At 62.6% G+C, this 15,764-nt stretch carries 15 protein-coding genes; 7 read left to right on the top strand and 8 right to left on the bottom strand.

Going from position 1 to position 15,764, the window contains the following annotated elements; genetic code table 11:
- Positions 1-10 precede the first annotated feature (10 nt).
- Positions 11-802, top strand: coding sequence for a dimethylarginine dimethylaminohydrolase family protein (locus tag ACS5RD_RS08035; RefSeq protein ID WP_489930742.1), 792 nt, complete (start codon positions 11-13; stop codon positions 800-802).
- Positions 803-890: 88 nt separating this feature from the next.
- On the opposite strand, the gene ACS5RD_RS08030 is transcribed toward ACS5RD_RS08035, so the two are convergent.
- Positions 891-1,307, bottom strand: coding sequence for a hypothetical protein (locus ACS5RD_RS08030; protein WP_489930741.1), 417 nt, complete (start codon positions 1,305-1,307; stop codon positions 891-893).
- 90 nt (positions 1,308-1,397) lie between these two features.
- Between ACS5RD_RS08030 and ACS5RD_RS08025 the strand changes: the two genes are divergently transcribed.
- Positions 1,398-2,399, top strand: a complete 1,002-nt coding sequence (locus ACS5RD_RS08025; protein WP_489930740.1) for a hypothetical protein — start codon at positions 1,398-1,400, stop codon at positions 2,397-2,399.
- A gap of 12 nt (positions 2,400-2,411) precedes the next feature.
- On the opposite strand, the gene cydX is transcribed toward ACS5RD_RS08025, so the two are convergent.
- The 7 genes from cydX to ACS5RD_RS07990 form a co-directional block, all read right to left on the bottom strand.
- A complete protein-coding gene (gene cydX, locus ACS5RD_RS08020; protein WP_054005837.1) occupies positions 2,412-2,534 on the bottom strand; it encodes a cytochrome bd-I oxidase subunit CydX in 123 nt (40 codons plus the stop codon).
- A gap of 12 nt (positions 2,535-2,546) precedes the next feature.
- Positions 2,547-3,710 (bottom strand): cytochrome d ubiquinol oxidase subunit II, encoded by a 1,164-nt coding sequence (gene cydB, locus ACS5RD_RS08015; RefSeq protein ID WP_489930739.1) that lies wholly within the window; start codon positions 3,708-3,710, stop codon positions 2,547-2,549.
- A 4-nt stretch (positions 3,711-3,714) separates the two neighbouring features.
- Positions 3,715-5,325, bottom strand: a complete 1,611-nt coding sequence (locus ACS5RD_RS08010) for a cytochrome ubiquinol oxidase subunit I (RefSeq protein WP_489930738.1) — start codon at positions 5,323-5,325, stop codon at positions 3,715-3,717.
- Positions 5,326-5,417: 92 nt separating this feature from the next.
- Entirely contained in the window at positions 5,418-7,055 is a 1,638-nt protein-coding gene (locus ACS5RD_RS08005; RefSeq protein WP_489930737.1) for an amino acid ABC transporter ATP-binding/permease protein, read from the bottom strand.
- Positions 7,052-8,704, bottom strand: a complete 1,653-nt coding sequence (gene cydD / locus ACS5RD_RS08000; RefSeq protein WP_489930736.1) for a thiol reductant ABC exporter subunit CydD — start codon at positions 8,702-8,704, stop codon at positions 7,052-7,054. Before cydD ends, ACS5RD_RS08005 begins: the two co-directional genes overlap by 4 nt.
- A 200-nt stretch (positions 8,705-8,904) precedes the next feature.
- Positions 8,905-10,245: an ATP-binding protein gene (locus ACS5RD_RS07995; RefSeq protein ID WP_489930735.1), complete on the bottom strand. Its 1,341-nt coding sequence runs from the start codon at positions 10,243-10,245 to the stop codon at positions 8,905-8,907.
- Positions 10,242-10,901: a response regulator transcription factor gene (locus tag ACS5RD_RS07990; protein ID WP_489930734.1), complete on the bottom strand. Its 660-nt coding sequence runs from the start codon at positions 10,899-10,901 to the stop codon at positions 10,242-10,244. Before ACS5RD_RS07990 ends, ACS5RD_RS07995 begins: the two co-directional genes overlap by 4 nt.
- 142 nt (positions 10,902-11,043) lie before the next feature.
- On the opposite strand from ACS5RD_RS07990, the gene ACS5RD_RS07985 reads away from it, so the two are divergent.
- The 5 genes from ACS5RD_RS07985 (at position 11,044) to ACS5RD_RS07965 (ending at position 15,547) form a co-directional block, all read left to right on the top strand.
- Positions 11,044-11,361: a PepSY domain-containing protein gene (locus tag ACS5RD_RS07985; RefSeq protein WP_489930733.1), complete on the top strand. Its 318-nt coding sequence runs from the start codon at positions 11,044-11,046 to the stop codon at positions 11,359-11,361.
- A 183-nt stretch (positions 11,362-11,544) separates the two neighbouring features.
- A complete protein-coding gene (locus ACS5RD_RS07980; protein ID WP_489930732.1) occupies positions 11,545-11,874 on the top strand; it encodes a hypothetical protein in 330 nt (109 codons plus the stop codon).
- Positions 11,875-11,909: 35 nt separating this feature from the next.
- A complete protein-coding gene (locus ACS5RD_RS07975) occupies positions 11,910-12,374 on the top strand; it encodes a DUF2271 domain-containing protein (RefSeq protein ID WP_054005829.1) in 465 nt (154 codons plus the stop codon).
- A gap of 13 nt (positions 12,375-12,387) precedes the next feature.
- Positions 12,388-14,592 (top strand): PepSY domain-containing protein, encoded by a 2,205-nt coding sequence (locus ACS5RD_RS07970; RefSeq protein WP_489930731.1) that lies wholly within the window; start codon positions 12,388-12,390, stop codon positions 14,590-14,592.
- Complete coding sequence (locus ACS5RD_RS07965) at positions 14,582-15,547, top strand: FAD:protein FMN transferase (protein WP_489930730.1); 966 nt, start codon at positions 14,582-14,584, stop codon at positions 15,545-15,547. Before ACS5RD_RS07970 ends, ACS5RD_RS07965 begins: the two co-directional genes overlap by 11 nt.
- The last annotated feature ends 217 nt before the right edge of the window (positions 15,548-15,764 follow it).

Below are 15,764 nucleotides of genomic sequence, written 5' to 3'. Positions count from 1 at the left end.
GGAGTCTTTCATGCAGTCTTACACGTTCAGCCATGCCATCACCCGCAGGCCCGCGGCCAGCATCATCGCGGGATTGCGGGCGGTGGATACCGGCACCCCGGATCTGGCGCTGATGCAGGCGCATCATGCGGATTATATCGCGGCGCTGATCTCAACCGGGGCGGAAGTGGTCGAATTGGGCGCGCTGGAGGCTTTCCCGGATTCGGTGTTTGTCGAAGATACCGCGTTGTGTCTGCCCAAAGGTGCTGTGGTGATGCGGCCCGGTGCGCCGTCGCGTCTAGGGGAAGCGGCAGAGATGGCACCGCATCTGGAGACGCTTTACGGCCACGTGCTGCGGATTGAGGGGGCAGATAGCTTCATCGAAGGCGGCGATATCCTGACCACCGAGACCGAAATTCTGGTCGGGCGTTCGGCGCGCACCAATGCCGCCGGGGTGGCGGAACTGGCGCGGCTGGTGGCCGACTGGGGATACACGGTGCGCGAGGTCTTCACGCCGCCGGGGGTGCTGCATTTCAAAACCGATTGCTCGCTGCTCGACGCCGAGACGATCCTTTCGACCAAACGACTGGCGGACTCGGGCTGTTTTGACGGGTATAAGGTGATCCATGTCGCCGATGGCGAGGAAGCTTGCGCCAATTCGATCCGCTTCAATGATCTGATGATCATGCCTGCAGGTTTTGCGAAAACCCGCCGCATCTTGGAACAGGCGGGATATAACGTGCGCGAGATCGGCAACAGCGAATGCGCGAAACTGGACGGCGGGATGTCTTGCCTGTCGTTGCGGTTCACGCCTGCGCGCTGAGGATTTGCTCTTTTAAAAATTACTCCCGCCGGAGGCTCCTGACGATATCGGGGATGCCTCCGGCGGGAGTATTTTTGCCAAGATGAAATCAAGGCGTCATCACATCGGCGCGCTTGAAATCGGCGCTGGCCTCGGTGCCGTCATCGTAGGTGACACTGATCGAGATGGTCTGGATCGAGCCAAGCGGTTCGGTGAGAAAAATCTCTGCCCCCTCCATCTTCAGCGCGTTGGGCTGCGGCTCGGTGTCATAGCAGGGCTCCATCGCCCACACCTTGTCAGCGGTGGCCCCATTCAGGCCGTAGCGGATTTCGCTGAGCCCACAACGCCATGACAAAAGCTGGGTGAAATACAGCAGATCCTTGCCGTCAAATTCGCGCACCGCGATCCAGTTGGCGCGGGTGGCATCGAGGATTGGTTTGATCTCGGCGGCGGTGGTGAAGTTTTCGGCGAGGGCCGCAGCCGGGATTGTCGCGATGACGGCAACAATCAGGGAATTCCTGAACATCTGAACCTCCTTTTGCTTTTGCTGCCCTGCAATCGCGCCTAATGTCGCGCCAACAGCAGCAGCACGGGGGCCAATCCCCGCGAGAGAAACATGACCGATCCCAAGCCTGCGCGGCAAGCGTTCAATATCGTCGCGGTGGTGCAAGCGGGGCGGCTTCAATACGAGGCTTTGTTGCTGGCGGCGTCGTTGCGGGCAACCAACCCGAATTTTGCCGGCAAGCTGTATCTGGCCGAGCCGCAGCAGGGCGGGGCTTGGCCGAAATCTGTTGGTGTGAGCGACGCGGCGGTGCGAGCGATGCTGGTGGAGCTTGGGGCAGAGTTTCTGCCGTTTGAGGCGCGGCATTTCGGGCAAAGCTATCCGCATGGCAATAAGATTGAGGCACTGGCGGCGCTGCCGGATGAACCTTTCCTGTTTCTGGACACCGATACGCTGATCACCGGGGATTTCGACAGCGTGGTGTTTGATTTCGCAAAGCCCGCGGCCTCGATGCGGCGCGAGGGGACTTGGCCGAGCCAAGAGTTATATGGGCCGGATTTGGCGGCAACTTGGTGCGCGCTCTACGATCGGTTTGGGCTATCGTTCGACGATACGATTGATCCCAGCCAGCCCGAGAATTACTGGCAAAGGTTTATGTATTTCAACGCGGGGTGGTTCTTTCATGCCAGCCCGAAGGCCTTTGGGCAGCAGTTCTTGGACTATGCTTTGGCCATCCGCGATGATCGGCCCGAAGCTTTGATCTGTCAGGAGATTTATCCTTGGCTGGACCAGATCGCTTTGCCCTTGGTCATCCACAGCTTTGGCGGCGGGCGTCCGGGGCCGACATTGGCGGGGCTGGATGGCGACGTGACTTGTCATTACCGCACTTTGCCGCTGCTTTATGCGCGGGAAAGTGACCGGGTGGTTGAGGTTTTGGAGCATGTGGCGGGGCAGAAAGAGTTGCGGCGGATTTTGCGGGATCACGAGCCTGCACGGCTAATGATTTATCAGAATCGGGGTAAAAAGGTTCGGGCGTTGTTTGACCGTGACGACCTGCCGCGGCGCGAGCAGGCGATTAGGTTTGTGCTGAAGCGTGAAGGGTTGTGGCTGCGTTAATCTCGCGGCAGCTTATGCGTCGTCTTCAAGAGTACCGATTTTGCGGCTGTCTTCCTGCATCTCCAGCCACATCGCGTTGACCACGGCGAACATCGCGGCCAGCGGCAGGCCGAGCATCCAAGCGAAATACCACATCTATCTGTCCTTTCAGTAGAGGCCATGGGAGTTTTCAGACACGTCCGCCTCGGTGACTTTGCCCCACAGCACTTTGTAAACCCATGCGGTGTAGATCAAGATCAGCGGCAGGAAAATCGCCGTGACCACCAGCATGATGAACAGGGTCAGGTGCGAGGAGGATGCGTTCCAGACCGTCAGCGAGGATCTTGGGTCGCTGGAGGATGGCAGGATGAACGGGAACATCGTCAGGCCAACCGAGGCGATCATGCCGAAAATTGCCATTTTGGAGGCAAGCAATGTGGTGATTTCGCGCCCTGCCCTTAGGCCCAAAAACGCCAGCAGGCCGCCCACCACGCCCATCGCGGGGGCAATCGCGATCCATGGGCGTAGGCCGTAGGCGTCCATCCAACTGCCGCCTTTGGTGACGGCGAAATGCAGTGGGTTGGAGGGGCCGTCGGTGACGTAAACCCCTGCGATCTGGTAGCCGTCAAAGCCGTAGGCCAGCCAGAGGCCTAAGCCGATATAGCCGCCAACCGCCACCAATGCGGCCCACGAGCCGAGACGACGGGCGCGGATTTGCACCGGGCCTTCGGCTTTCAAGGTCAGCCAAGCCGCGCCGTGCATCACCAGCATCGCCAGTGATACCACACCGGCGCACAATGCGAAGGGATTGAGAAGGCTCAGGAATTTCATATACCACACGCCCTCGTAGATCGCGTGCAGGTCATCGGTGAAATGGAACGGCACGCCTTGCAGCACGTTGCCGACGGCCACGCCGAAGATCGTTGCAGGCACAGCGCCACCGGCGAACAGCGCCCAATCCCACACCGCCCGCCAGCGCGGATCGTCGCGTTTCGAGCGGTATTTGAACGCCACGGGTCGGACGATCAGCGCCGCCAGTACGATCCACATCGCAAGGTAGAAGCCAGAGAATGACACCGCATAAAGTGGCGGCCATGCGGCGAAAATCGCAGCCCCGCCCACGATGAACCAAACCTGATTGCCTTCCCACACCGGACCCACGGTGTTGATCGCCACCCGGCGTTCGGTGTCGGTTTTGGCGACAAAGGGCAATAAAGCCCCTACCCCCATATCGAAGCCATCGGTCAACGCGAAGCCGATCAGCAACACTCCGACCAAGACCCACCATGTCAGGCGCAGGGTTTCGTAGCTGAGAAGTTCATGCAGGATCATGGCGTTACTCCCTTACCATCGCGATGGCATCGGCGTTTTTGCGCCCTGTCAACCGGGCATCGTGGCGCTGCATCCAAGCCTCGGTTTCCGCCACTTCAAGGAAGGGGCCTTTGCGGATGTATTTCAGCATGAGGCCCATCTCGACGACGAACAGCACGGAATAAAAGATCACAAAGCCTGCCAGTGTGATCGCCACCTCGGTCATCGACAGCGCTGACACTGACATCGCGGTGGGGAGCACCCCGTCCACCGTCCAAGGTTGGCGGCCAAATTCGGCAACAAACCAGCCCATTTCAGCGGCAATCCATGGTGCCGGGATCATCCAGACCGCCAGATGCAGCGCCGGGCGCGGGAATTGCATCCGCTTGAACGAGGCGCGATAGAAGAAATAGATCATGGTGCCGATGAAGGCGAAACCCAAGCCCGCCATGATGCGGAACGCCCAGAACAGCGGCCAGACCGTGGGCACGGTGTCATTGGCGGCCATTTTGATCTGTGCTTCGGTCGCCAGCTGCGGCGTATCGGTATATTTGCGCAACAGCAGAGCAAAGCCGAGATCGGCAGAGTGCAGCTCGAACGTATCTTTCACCACCTGCGGCGTAGCCTCACGCTCGGCGCGCAGGGTCAGCAGCGCTTCATAGGCGATCATGCCAGAGCGGATGCGGGTATCGGCTTGGGCGACAAGTTCCGAGATGCCGGGGATTTCGGTGGTCAATGACCGGGTGCCGATCAGGCCCATCACATAGGGGATATGGATGGCATAGTGCGTCTTGCGCGCCTCTTGATCTGGGAAGCCGAATGCGGTGATCGCGGCAGGGGCGGGTTCGGTGTGCCACATGCCCTCAATCGCCGCGAGTTTCATCTTTTGGCTGTGGGTGGCGTTGTAGCCGGATTCGTCGCCCAAAAGCACAACCGAGAACGCCGAGGCCAGACCGAAGGCGGCGGCCACCGCTATAGAACGGCGAGCGAGTTCGATGTGGCGTCCGCGCAGCAGATACCACGCCGAGACGCCGAGCACGAAGACCGAAGCCGTGACATAGCCCGCCGAGACGGTATGGACGAACTTCGCCTGCGCGACTTCGTTGAACAAAACGGCCCAGAAATCGGTCATCTCCATCCGCATCGTCATCGGGTTGAATGCGGCGCCAACCGGGTCTTGCATCCAGCCGTTGGCGATTAGAATCCACAGGGCCGAGAAGTTGGAACCAATCGCGACCAGCCAAGCCACTGCCAAGTGGGCGGTTTTGCTCAGCTTGTCCCAGCCGAAGAAAAACAGCCCGACGAAGGTGGCTTCCAGAAAGAACGCCATCAGGCCTTCGATCGCCAAGGGTGCTCCGAAAATGTCGCCAACGTATTGGCTGTAATAGCTCCAGTTCATGCCAAACTGGAATTCCATGGTGATGCCGGTCGCCACACCAATCGCGAAGTTGATGCCGAACAAAGCCCCCCAGAATTTGGTCATCTGCCGCCAGATCGGCCGATTGGTCATCAGATAGACCGTCTCCATAATGGCGACGATGATCGAAAGGCCAATGGTCAGCGGCACGAACAGGAAGTGAAACATCGCAGTTGTGGCAAATTGCAACCGCGAGAGTTCAACGATGCCGAATTCCATAGATGTGCTCCTGCTGATCGGGCGGCCGATGTCGCTTGCTGTCTTAGGCCTGCACCCAATCGCAGGGGCTAAGCTATATCACAGATTACAATTTAGGGCAGCATCCGCACAATGTCAGCCCAATCCAGCTCGACAGGGCGATGTGACGCAGTCAGAATCGCGGCCCGAGGCAGATAGCGGCGGATGCCGTGCAAGACGTCGCGGGCGGTGGCGGTATCAAGACCCTCGGTCGGCTCGTCCAGCAGGAGGATCGCGGGGCGGCGCAGCAGGGCGCGGGCGATGGTCAGGCGGCGGGATTCTCCACCGGAAAGGCCCGCGCCGCGCGGGCCGAGTTGGGCGTCAAGGCCACCTTTGGCGCGGATCACTTGGTCGAGCGCCACGGCTTGCACCGCGGTCCAGAGGCTGGCGTCGTCGGCCTCGGGCGCGGCGAGGGTCAGCGCTTGACGGATGCTGCCCGCCATCAGGGCGGCGCGTTGCGGGATTAGGGTCAGTTGCGCGCGCAGGGCGGTTTCGCTCCAGTCGGGCAGCTTGTGGTCGCCTAGCCAGATCGCGCCGCTGGTGGGGTGGAGCAGACCTGCGGCCAGCAGCAAAGCGGTGGATTTTCCCGCACCGCTGGGACCGGCAAGGGCGAGGGTTTCGCCGGGGTGCAGGATGAAGCTAAGCGGGTGCAGGCTGGGGCAGGCAGTACCGGGACGCTGATGACTGACGGCGTCAAAGCGCAGCGAGGTCGCTGTATGGCTTTGCCCGGTTTGAACTGCGGGTGCAGACAGGCCCCGCACCACGCGGCGGGCGGCGAGGCTCATCCTGCCGAGTTCGGCCACGGCGCGGCGCAAGGGAGATATAGTTTCCGACAAGGCGAGGGCGGCAAAAAAGCCCATCGCCGCCAATGCCGGGCTAAGTTGGCCGCGTTGCGCAAGCGCCATACCCAATATCAAAGCCACCGTCGCCAGCCCGGTGCCAAGGCAGGACAGCGCAAGGCCTGCACGCCGCTCGACGCGGTCTTGTGCAAGGCGGGCGGCTTGGCTGCGGCTATCAGCGGCCAGAACCGCAGTTTTTTGCACAGTCAGTTGGCCGTAAACGGCAAGATCGCCGCGCGCTTGCACCAGATCAATGAAACGGCTGCGGAAGGCTTGGGCTGCCAGTTCGGCGCGTCGCGAGGGCGCGTAGCCCGCCCTGCCCGCCCAGAGCAGAACCACAGCGCCTCCGCCGATAAAGCCCAGCGCCAGCGTCGCAGCAATCGTCAGCCCCGCCAGCGCCCAAAGCACCGTAAAGCTGAGCAGGTGTGTCGCCATACCAGCGATCAGTGGCAAGATCAGCCGCAATGGCAGGCCGTCCAACGCGTCAATATCTGCGGTAAGACGGTTCAGCATCTGCGGACCACGCAAGCGGCTCAGGCGATCGTAAGGCGCGCTTGTATAGCTTTGCAGCAGACGCACCCGCAGCGCGGCAAAGGCCCGCAAGGTGGCGTCATGCGTCAAAACCCGCTCGCCATAGCGCGCAGCGGTGCGCCCCAAGGCGAGGAAACGCACCGAGGCCGAGGGGCGGAACACGTCAAACGAAACCCCGACCCCGGCCAGCCCTGCCGCAGCGGCAGCGGTGATGAACCAGCCAGACAGCCCCAGCAACGCCACCCCAGCCAGCAGCACCACCACGCTTAGTAAAGCCCCTCGTAACAGAGACGTGCGCTGATCGCGCCAGATTAAGTGAAACACCTGCCACAGCGCAGTCATACCAGCGCCTCCAGCCGGATCACCCGATCCATCCGGGCGGCCAGCGCCTCGTCATGGGTGGCGACGATCAGGCTGCACCCGGTGGCTGCCAGCGCCATCAGTCCAGCGGTGACAGCCTCGGCGGTGGTGGCATCCAGATCGGCGGTCGGCTCATCGGCGAGCAGCACATCGGGGCGGGCGTGCAGGGCGCGGGCAAGGGTCAGGCGGCGCGCTTCACCGCCCGATAGCCCACCCCCGGCCTCGCCCAGTCGGGTATTCAGGCCCTGCGGCAGCCATGCGACGACGTCTTGCATCTTCACCGCCCGCAGCACCGGGGTCAGATCGCCGGACCGTCCGAAGCTTAGGTTGTGCCGCAGGCTGGCGTTTAGGAAATGCGGTTGTTGTGGCATCCAGCCGAGGCGCGCGCGCCAGCCATCGGCGGTCTGGTCGTTCAAGGGCTGCCCTGCGACACGGATTTGCCCGGATTCAGGTTGCAGCATCCCGGCGAGCAGCCGCAACAGCGTGGTCTTGCCCGCGCCGCTTGGCCCGAGCAGCGCGAGCGTCTCGCCTGCGGCAAGGCTGAAATCCGGCAGGGTCAGCAAATGCTGTCCAAGGCGTGCCTGCAGCCCGATGGCGACGATATCCGCCGGTCCTGCCAATCGCGCCGCCGTAGCGCCCTGCCCCAGATGCGACGGACCGGCGCGCGCCTGCCATTCGGCCCATTCCGAAGCTACCGCCAGTGCCGCCGCGCGGTCATGCCATGCCGCCGACAGATCGCGCAGCGGTTGGTAGAATTCTGGGGCCAACAGCAGCAGGAAGATGCCAGCGGCGGGGGTCAGAGGTGTTGCATAGCTGCCAAACCCCAGCAGGCCCAACAGGGAAAACCCGACATAAACCGCCACCATCGCAACCCCGATGGCTGCGAACAACTCCAGCACCGCCGAGGACAGAAAGGCCACCCGCAGCACCGCCATGGTTTGCGCGCGCAGACGGTCGGCGGCTTCGGCAAAGCTGCTAACCACAGCCTCGCCCGCGCCAAGCAGCCGGATGTCGAGCAGCGCTTGCAGGCGTTCAACCAGTAGATCGTTCAGGCTGCCGATCTCCGCCATCTGACGTTGGCTGGCAGCTTGTGCGGCCCAACCGATCAGCGCCATGAACACCGGGATCAACGGGCCGGTGATCAGAAAAATCACCCCCACCGCCCAGGATTGCCAGAACGCCAGCGCCAAGATCAGCGCGGGGACCACCATCACCCGCGCCTTCGCCGGGGCGTAGCGGCTGACATAGGGCAAAAGCGCCTCCAGCTTTTCGGTGGCAAGGGCGGCGATGGGTCCGGCGGCGGGGCCATCACTGCGGCAAGCCTCGCGCGCCACAATCGCAGCCCGGCACTGGCTGCTGACGCGCAGACCTGCGGTGAAGGCGATGCCCTCGGCCCAATGGTTCAGAAGCGCACGCAGCACCCCCAGCAGCGCAAATCCGGCGACATATGACCAAAGCGGCGCGGTATCGGTCAGCAATCCGGCCAGAGCGCCTGCCACCAAAGCCGCTTGCAACGGCCAGATCAGCGCCGCCAGCCCGGACAAAACCGCCGCCCAACGCAGCGCACGCCGCTCGGGTGCGACCAATTCGGCCAGCACTTTGGCACTGCTCTGATCGCCCTGCTGCGTCATGTCCCGCCCGGTCTTAGATCGGGAAATGCCTAATCTGTGCCGCATCATACAGCAATGGAATCCAGCCCTCGGCGGGCTGCCTGCGGCAATAGGTCTGGGTGTGGAGCGGGGTGCCAAGCGCAGAACTAGCCTCTCAGTCGTGGGAAAAGACTATGCCGTCCTCGGTCCCTTGCAGCAGATGCGGGAATGGAATCACTGGGTCAAAGGGGGGCCGTGGCAGCGATTGGCACTGTCAAAGCGGCTTCAAATCCCGACGCTGTGCCGGGTCGGGGGGAGGTGAGAATGAGCCGTGTCGATATGCGGTCGGCAATGGCTGCGACAATCGCAAGGCCAAGACCGCTGCCCTCGGTGCCAGCGTCGCCGCGCTCAAATCGTCGGGTGAGCAGTCTGAGGCTTTGCGCTGGAACGAGCGGGCCATCATTGCCAACGCGGAATGTGCCGTCTTGCGCCAAAGTCACGTCGATTTGTCCTTGTGGCGTGCCATGCCGCAGCGCGTTCTCGACCAGATTGCGGCAAATGATGCCAAAAGCATCAGGGTCCAGGTCCGACAAAACCGGCTGATCCGGTAGGGTCAGCCGGATTTGGGAGGCGGTTGCGCGCCGCATATCCTCGACGATCAGCCGCGCCACCAGCCCCAGATCGGTCGCGTGATCCAAGCGCAGCGGCCCGCCCTCGGCACGGGCCAGTTGCAACAGCCGTTCGGCCATCCGGGTCAGCCGCTTCAGCGCGGCTTCGATATCCGCCGCGCGGCGCACTGCACTCGCATCCTTGGTTTCCACCTGCAACCGCTGCGCCTGCGCGATGGCCCCCGCCAAGGGTGTGCGCAACTCATGGGCGGCATTGGCGGCAAAGCTGCGCTCCGCCTCAAAGGCCGCCTTCAGGCGCTCTAACACGCCGTTCAATGTGGCGGCTACGGGCAGGATTTCAGCAGGCAAGCCGTTAACCGTCACTGGCGACAAATCGCGCGCGCTGCGAGCGGACAGCGTTTCGCGAAAGCGGCGCAGCGGTGCGAGGCTGGCGCGCACTGCCAGTATGATCGCCAGCAAAGCAATCGGGATCACCAGCAAGATCGGCAGGCCCAGCACCATCTGGATTTCCCAAGCAACTTTGGCGCGCTGTTCTAGTGGCTCGGCCACGGTGATCCGCACGCTGCCCTGCACGGCGTCCTCACTATAGAAGCGATGGCTGTCGGTCTGCCGGAACCCCGCCCCGTCATAGGCCGGAAAATCCGCAGGGTCCGCCGCATGGGATTGCAACAAAATCCGCCCCTGCGCATCGCGGACGATATAGGTGAAGAACTCGCCATGTGTGCGGATCGCGCCAAGCCGTTGGGTCACGCCATCATCATCGCGGCCGAGAATATCCAGCACCGCCAGTGGAAGCAGACGTTGCGCGGTTTCTTGCAGCGCCGAGTCAAAGACCTCGTCCATCTCGTGACGCAACACCAGCCCGGTCACCCAAGCCGCCGCCAGCCACAGCACCGTCAGCAGCGCCCCGAGCGACAGCGCGAGCCGGGCTTGCAGGCTGCGCGGGCGGCTCATGCCGTGCCCAGCCGATAGCCAAGCCCGCGCTCGGTCTCAATCACCGCGGCACCCAGCTTTTTGCGCAGGCGGCTGACATGCACCTCAATCGTGTTGCTTTCGATCTCGGTATCGAAGGCGTAAAGCTTTTCTTCCAGTTGCGCTTTCGACAAAAGCTGACCGGGACGGGCCAGCAATGCCTCGAACAGCGCCCATTCGCGCGCGGTCAGCGGCACTGCCTTGCCGTCACGCCGTAAGCTGCGCGCGGCGAGATCGATGTCGAGCACGCCGTGGCTGATGATCGGGTTCGGATTGCCGTTATAGCGCCGCGCGACCGATCCGATTCGCGCTGATAATTCTGCCAGATCAAAGGGTTTGACGAGATAGTCGTCCGCCCCGGCATTCAGCCCTTCGATGCGGTCAGACACCTGATCCAGCGCAGTCAGAATGATCACAGGGCTGACATCGCCGCGCTGACGCAGGGTTTTCAGAAACCCAATACCGCGCCCATCAGGCAGCATCAGATCAAGCAGCACCAGATCATAGCCCGCCACCGCCATCGCATCTGCCGCCGCGTCCAGCCGCGTCACCCAATCGACCGAATGGCCATCGCCTGCGATCTGGTCGCGCACCGCAGCACCCAGAACCGTGTCGTCCTCGATCAGCAAGATGCGCATGGCGTGTGTCTTCCTTTGATGTTGGACCCGTCTCTGCGCCGGGGCTGACGCCAAGCTGACGTGAGCAGATGCACAGCTTCAGGCTCACGTCAGCTTCATGGTGCAAACCTGCGCAAGACGGCCGCAACCCGGAGTTTGGCCCATGATGAAGACATTGACAATTCTAACCTTTCTCGCCGCTTTTCCGGCGAACCAGGCGCTGGCTGACGACGACTGCTTTGTGCCAATGGCCGATTGGCAGCCGCGTGAGGCCGTGGCTGCATTGGCCGTCAAGAACAACTGGAGCGTGCGCCGCATCAAAATTGACGACGGCTGCTATGAGATTGATGGCAGCGACGCGTCTGGTCGGCGGATTAAAGTGACGGTGCAACCCGCAACACTTCAGGTGCTTCAGATCGAATTCGAAGGTCACGACGAAGATGGCACCCGCAAAGGTGGCAAGGTCAAAAGTGACGACTGAGTCCAGCCGCGCAATCGTCTTGTCGCCTCCCCCACCGGTCGACTGTCCCACGGCCCAACCTCGCCCCGCCGTTTTGGCCGGGGTTTTTCTTCCTGACGCCAAGCTGAAGCAGAAACTGCGCGGCTGTCAGGAATCGCTCAGGTGAGACGGCCAAATTGGCCACATCGAAACAGGAGACTGACCATGAAAACCACGCGCACCCTGCTGGCTGCTTCTACCGCCTTCACCGTTTGCCTTGGCTTACCAGCCTTCAGTGCCACAAGTTCGCCGCCCACCCCGGCAGATTCCGTCGCTTCGATGATGCCGGGCGGGGCGCAGGCGCTTCCCCTCGTGCTGATCGACAGCGACGAAGACGATAATGACGACGAAAGTTCGGAGGATGACTGTGAGGATGATGGCGATGGTGGTGCCGCTTGCGGTGGCACAAGCAATCCTGCCCCCGCTGGCACCGTAGCGCCCCCTTCGAACGGGCTGTTCGGCACGGGTGCGCCGCCGAAGGTGCAAGTGAACTGAGCCACCCCTTCCCCAACCCATAAGGCAGATCTGCTATGAAATCCTTGCTCACCGCCCTTGCCCTAACCACCGCGCTGACGCTTCCCGGTCTAGCGATGGCCCGTCCGGTTACGCTGACCACCACGCTGAACGATTACGGCGGCAACGGCGCTTATCTCGCGATCTATGTCACCGATCCACAAGGCGCTTATGCGGGCAGCTTGTGGATGGCAGGTGGCAAATCGAAGTATTACCCGCATTTGTCAGACTGGTATGCGGCCACGAGCGGCGATACCGCGCAGATCAACGGGATTACTGGCGCCAGTGTGGGTGCGGGTCGCTCGCTTGAAATCACGCTTGATCTGGCCGATGCGCTGTTTGATGCGGGCTACACGCTGCATATTGATGCGGCGGTTGAAGACATGCGCAACAGTCCGAATGAGATCGCTGTGCCGCTGACCACGGCGGGGGCCTCGGCACAGGGGCGGCGCTACATCGCCAGCTTCGCCTACGGTCTTTAAGGAGGCGACTGCAATGATCCGCGCGCTTCACCGCTGGCCAGGGCTGTTGGCCCTTGCCCTTCTCACCGTGCTGGCGCTGAGCGGCGCGGCGCTTTCGGTGTTTCCCGCCGCCGAGCGTCTTGGCGTTACCCCGGCAGAGGCTGGCTTAACCGTGGCCGAGCTTGCCCAGCGGGTGCAAAAGGCCATCCCGGCGGTGGAGCAGATTGTCCGCGCGCCGTCGGGGCGGATCACCGCCTATTGGTTCGATGGCGGCACCCCCGGCTCTGCGCTGGTTGATCCAAGCACCGGGCAAGCCATCGCCTCGGCAGATCCCAATCAGACCGAGCGCTGGCTGATCAACCTGCATCGCGCGCTGTTTCTGGGCGATGGCGGGCGGATCGTCACCGCAGGCGGCGCGGCGGCGATGCTGGTCTTGGCGCTGTCGGGCATGGTGCTGGTGGCGCGGAGGGCGGGCGGGTGGCAGCGCTGGTTTGCGCGGTTGCGTGGCCCGCTTTCAGGGCGGCTGCATGTGGAGATCGCCCGTGTCGCGGTGATTGGGTTGCTGCTGTCGTCCAGCACGGCTTTGTGGATGACAGCCTCAACCTTCGATCTGTTGCCCGATAACGCAGCCCCGCCGACCGTCTTGGCCGAGCCGAGTGGCAAAACCGGGATCGCTCTGACGTCCATCCAGCAGTTGCAGCACACCCCGGTGAGCACGCTGCGGGAATTATCCTTTCCCTATGCGGGCGACGCCAGCGATGTTTTCACCCTGACGACAGAGTCCGGTATCACCACACTGGATCAGGGCACCGGGGTGGAGCTTTCCTGGGCAGGACTTTCGACATGGCAGCGTGTCTCGGAAACCATCTACATGCTGCACACCGGCCAAGGTGCGGCGGCATTGGGGCTGGTGTTGGGGCTCATGGCCTTGGGCGTGCCTGTGATGGGTGGCACCGGGGTGATCCTGTGGCTGACAGGGCGGCGCGTGCGCCCGAAGATCAAATGCAATGTAAGCGCTGCCCATGCCGAGACGATCCTGTTGGTTGGCAGCGAAGGCGGCAGCACTTGGGGCTTTGCGGCCACGCTGCAGGCAGCGTTGACGGCAGCGGGGCAAAGCGTCCATGCTGCGGCGCTTTCAAGCTATGACCCGGCCCGCTACGCCAAGGCCCAGCGCATCTTGATACTGACCGCGACCTATGGCGACGGTGACGCCCCGGCATCGGCCAAGGGGTTTCTTAATCGCTTGGCGCGGTCTGATACGCCCGCCGCCGCACTGGCCGTATTGGGCTTTGGCGACCGCAGCTTTCCAGCCTTTTGCGCTTTTGCCAAAACCATCGCCGCAGAGGCCGCGGCCAAGGGCTACGCCATTCTGTTGCCCTTCGACACCATCGACCGCCAGTCACCGCAGGACTTTGCCCGCTGGGGTCAAGCGCTGGGCGCGGCGCTGGATGTCCCGCTCACACTTGCCCATCTGCCCATCTTGGCTACCACCCAAAGCCTGACCCTGCTGTCGCGGCACGATTATGGTGCCGAGGTGCAGGCCCCGACGTCTATCCTGCGCTTTGCCTTGCCCAAGACCTCGCTGTGGCAGCGCCTTGTCGGGCGCGGTATCAGCCGTTTTCAGGCGGGTGATTTGCTGGGCATTCTGCCAGAAGGCGCTGATGTGGCGCGGTTCTACTCACTGGCCTCTGCCAGCCGGGATGGTTTTGTTGAAATCGTGGTAAGGAAACGCACAAGCGGGCTCTGCTCGGGCCAACTTCTCGCGCTGGAGCCCGGTGATACTGTGCGCGCTTTCCTGCGCCACAACCCCAACTTCCACGCCGGACGTGATCGCGTGCCACTGATCCTGATCGGCGCGGGCACGGGCATAGGGCCATTGGCTGGCATCATCCGGGGCAATCACCGGCTGCGCCCGATCCACCTGTTCTTTGGTATGCGCCACCCTGACAGTGATTTTCTCTATGGTGCAGAGCTTAGCCGGTGGCAGGTCAAAGACCGCCTTGCAATGCTGACCACCGCCGTTTCGCGCGGCACTAAGCCACATTACGTCCAAGACGCGCTGCGCGGCGAGGCCGCCCAAATCGCCCGTCTGATCCGCGACGGGGCACGCGTGATGGTCTGCGGCGGGCGCGAGATGGCGGCTGGCGTGGCCGTGGCATTGACCGAAATCCTAGCGCCCTCGGGCCTGACCCCGGCGGCGCTGAAAGCCGAGGGACGCTATGTCGAAGATGTCTACTGAACTAACCCGCTATGCTTTGAACGGGCCGACGATGGGCACGCGGTGGCAGGTTTTGTTCGATATGCCGCAGGGCTTTGCCCCCGCCCCACTGACTGCAGCCCTCCAAATTGCCGTGGCTGAAGTTGATGCGCAAATGTCGACATGGCGCGCCGACAGCGCCCTGATGCAGTTCAATGCAGCCCCACCGGAGGTCTGGCGACCTCTGCCCGCCCGCCTGATGCAGGTGCTTCAGACCGCGCTTACCATTGGGCAAGCCTCGGGTGGCGCGTTTGACATTGGCGTCGGCGATGCCGTCACTGCTTGGGGTTTTGGGGCAGCACAGGTGGATCAAACCGCCATTCGTGCCGCACTTGCGCGCCCCCGCCGCCCTGCGCATGACGTGGTGGAACTCGATCCCACCAACCTGCGCGCGCGCAAACACGGCCCGATCAGCCTTGATCTGTCAGGCATTGCCAAGGGCTACGGCGTGGACCGCTTGGCCGAAGTTGCGGCAGACTTTGGCATCACGAACGCCCTTGTTGCGATCGACGGTGAACTGCGCGCCATAGGCCTGCAACCTGACGGCGCGCCGTGGACCATTGCTGTCGAGCGTCCAGATCGCCAGATCCGCGCACCCCATGCCATGCTCGCCCTGCAAGACGCGGCGGTGGCCACTTCGGGGGATTACCGCCACTGGATCACGCTTGGAGCAAAGCAGCTGTCGCACACAATTGACCCTGCGCGCGGCGGTCCGCTGGCAGAGTCACCTGCCTCTGTCACGGTCATCGCCGCCACTTGTATGCAGGCCGATGCTTGGGCCACAGCCCTGATGGTCAAAGGCAGCGTGGAGGGCGCGGTAGTGGCGCGCAGACACCGGATTGACGCGCTTTTCCTTGATCGTACAGGCGAGGGTTTTCGTGAAACCCGGGTGGGCGCGCTGTTCGGCCCGCGTCATGACCACCGGGGCAAGGTATGAACGCGGTCACACCGCAGATGACAGCATTGCATCACGATTCCTGAACATTGCACGGTTGGTCGCTCCAGCCTGCTGGCGTGCGAAATTCAATGGCATCGGTCCGTCGTGACACACACCTAATATTCGATAATCATATCTTACAAAAGAAAAGTTGTGATGAATTTGGAGCAGATCAAACGCTTCAACCCAATGAGCCCATGTCCGAAATGCTGCCCCC

The sequence above is a fragment of the Cypionkella sp. PAMC25878 genome, from assembly GCF_058135695.1.
Note: the sequence above shows the minus strand (reverse complement) of the source record. Positions and strands in the feature narration are given on the sequence as shown.